The sequence below is a fragment of the Thiorhodococcus minor genome (assembly GCF_010820565.1).
Lineage (GTDB): Bacteria > Pseudomonadota > Gammaproteobacteria > Chromatiales > Chromatiaceae > Thiorhodococcus > Thiorhodococcus minor.
In genome coordinates this window covers 1-2,576 of the sequence record NZ_JAAIJQ010000207.1, presented here as the reverse complement: position 1 = coordinate 2,576, position 2,576 = coordinate 1, and the positions used below count along the sequence as shown (strand labels likewise).

The 2,576-nt window shown below is 65.8% G+C and carries 3 protein-coding genes; all 3 read right to left on the bottom strand.

All coding sequences use genetic code 11. From position 1 onward, the window contains the following. Positions 1-9: 9 nt before the first annotated feature. The 3 genes from G3446_RS26305 to G3446_RS26295 all read right to left on the bottom strand — a co-directional run bounded on the left by G3446_RS26305 (position 10) and on the right by G3446_RS26295 (position 2,411). Positions 10-813 carry an RHS repeat domain-containing protein gene (locus G3446_RS26305; protein WP_164456617.1) on the bottom strand — a complete coding sequence of 268 codons (804 nt, stop codon included), beginning with the start codon at positions 811-813 and terminating at the stop codon, positions 10-12. 125 nt (positions 814-938) lie between these two features. Then, positions 939-2,153, bottom strand: coding sequence for a PKD domain-containing protein (locus G3446_RS26300; protein WP_164456616.1), 1,215 nt, complete (start codon positions 2,151-2,153; stop codon positions 939-941). A gap of 105 nt (positions 2,154-2,258) precedes the next feature. Next, positions 2,259-2,411 (bottom strand): hypothetical protein, encoded by a 153-nt coding sequence (locus G3446_RS26295; protein ID WP_164456615.1) that lies wholly within the window; start codon positions 2,409-2,411, stop codon positions 2,259-2,261. Positions 2,412-2,576 lie beyond the last annotated feature (165 nt).

Sequence of the window (2,576 nt, the reverse complement as noted above, 5' to 3'; positions counted from 1 at the left end):
CCTCCATGTCTACCCCCCGAGGTCGAACGCAAAGCTGGCGTGTACGAACGAGGGGCGAGATGTGGGTAACGATATGGGCGTACGTACGTCATACGAGTACTCGCGGCCAGAAGCATTCCGTGATTGCGACACTGGCTGCTGACTCGTCGGTATACCCGCATCGCGCATCGACTGCCTTCGCGCAGCTCTCGACGTGAACGCTGCTTCGTCTGCCACCCTTGCGGGATCCATCGCCTTGTTGGAGTGCCGAACGATGGCGCCCCACATTCCCGCCCCGAGCAATCCGCCTGCCTTGAACTCGGGCTGCACGGCCAGAGCCATGTCAAGCAGGGAGCCCGATCCGGTCGCTTGCCCCACCGCCGGGGCGTGCGCAGGACCCACGTAGGCGATGGCCATCACGGTCACGGCAATTCCGACGGCTAGCGGACTTTTCCCATCCGGATCCACAAACCGGTACGGATTGTTGTTCGCATAGGCATACTTGTTGAAGCTCTGCAGGTTCGCTTCGTCGAACCCGGCCGGATCGAGCGAGAGGAAGCGCCCGATCTCGGCGTCGTACCAGCGCGCGCCATAGTAGTGCAGCCCGAGGGTTTCCTCTTCCTGCTTGCCGGTGTACCAGAGCGCGTTGTCTCCATCGTCCTCGCGCAGCAGGCGCGCGCCATAAGGGGCGTAGTCTTCGTGCCAGAGCACTTCGCCCGCCTCGTTGGTGGCCGCCACCGGCGAGCCCAGGGCGTCGTTGTGGAAGTAGGTGATGCGGTCCTTGGCCGCGACCTGCCCGGCGAGCAGGCTCAGCAGCAGGGTCGCGAGCAGCATGTGCCCAACCCACGAGAGCCTGTTCGCAACCCCTCGGCGTGTGATTCGGTTCATGTCGTCATCTCCGTCTGATGCCTTGTCTTGGCATTGCCCCGATCGACGCCGAGGCGTGATCGAGCTGCGTCCTACTTCACGACCGTCCCATCGGGGATGACCGCATCGGCGGGAACCACCACCCCGGCCCTGATGGTGACGGCCTCTCCGATACTGGCTCTGTCACCCACCTGCGCCGCCGCTTTGATTTGGGTGTTCCTGCCCACGATGACGTCCATGCCCAACACCACCTGTTGCTTCAGGGTGCTGTCGTCGCCGATCGCGCAGCGGTCACCGATTAGGGCGTCCTCGCCGATGCTGGTCTTTTCGCCGACGCTGACCTGAGCGCCGAGTCGCGCCCCGGCCTTGATGGTGGCCTTCCTGCCGAGCGTCGATCCATCACCCACGCTGGCCCCGTCCTTGACGGTGGCCTTCTCGCCGACGCTCACGTCCGCGCCGAGGGTGGCCCCGTCCTTGATGGTGGCGCCCTGTTCGAGGCGGGTATTGTCACCGATCGTGACCTGATCCCCGAGCTTGACCCCCTTGGCGATCGTCACGCCGGTGCCGAGGTCGACGCTCGCGGGAATCTTGACGTTCGGATCGACACAAGCGTCACCGAGCCCACGGCCCAGGTTGTAGCCCGTCTGCTCCTGACCGGGGTTGGGGACGCTCGGGCAGTTGTCGCGGTCGTCGGGGACGCCGTCACCGTCAGCGTCGGAGTTGGGATCCTGTACTTGGACGACGACCGCATCGCTCGCGCTCAGACCCTGGGTATCGGTGACCGTCAGGCCAATGATGACCGCGTAGTCGGCGCCCGTCGTCGGCGTGGTAAAACTGACAGTGGCGGCGTCCGTGGCGCCTTGCCACGCGAAGGACGGCCCGGAGGTCTGCTGCCAGGCATAGGTCACCGGACCTTCGGCGTCGTGGGAGGCACTGGCGTCGAGGCTGACCGTTGCGCCCGCGACCGCGCTTTGGTCCGGCCCGGCAATGGCCACCGGGGGCGTGTTGGGCTGGGTCGGCGTGACCGCCACCGAGACGCTGTCGCTCGCGCGCTCGCCGTCGTTGTCGGTGACGGTGAGGCGGAACTCCAAGTTCGCCGCGCTCGCGACAGTGGGTGCGGTGAAGCGGGCCTGTGCTTGATCGGCCTCCTGCAGCACCACCGTGGGGCCGGCGCTCTGCACCCAGGCGTAGGCGCTCAGGGTACCGTCGGGGTCGGAGGAGGCGAGGCCGTCGATGGTGACGGGCGCGCCGCCGTCGACGCTCTGATCGGCACCGGCATCGGCCTGCGGCCGTTGGTTCTTCTGCACGCTCGCGAGTCGTTGCGTGCCGACGTAGATGTGCTCTTTGCCGTACGCAGGTGGGCTTTCGGGGAATAACGTGGTACGTCCCCAATTATTACGCGTCCCCAATTATTACGAGAGCGCCCCGCGAATCACCTCGCGGCTTGTCGGGTTCCAACGCACCGTCACCGGGTTGTGGATGGGCGGGAGAATCCGCGTCGGCCGATTGATCCCGTCGTAGTCGTAGGCGGTGGTGAAACCGCGCGCATTGGTCTCGCTGCGCACGGTTCCGGTGGAGTTGACGCAATGCCATGGACTTAAGCCGCCCGGCAGTAAGCCGGGTGGAATCCAGGCTTGAGCTTGCCGGGATTGCGGCGTGGAAATTGTCGGTCTGGCCGTACCGCCTCGACGGCATCGGAAAGCGCGAGGACGGCCTGCGTCAGCAGGGTG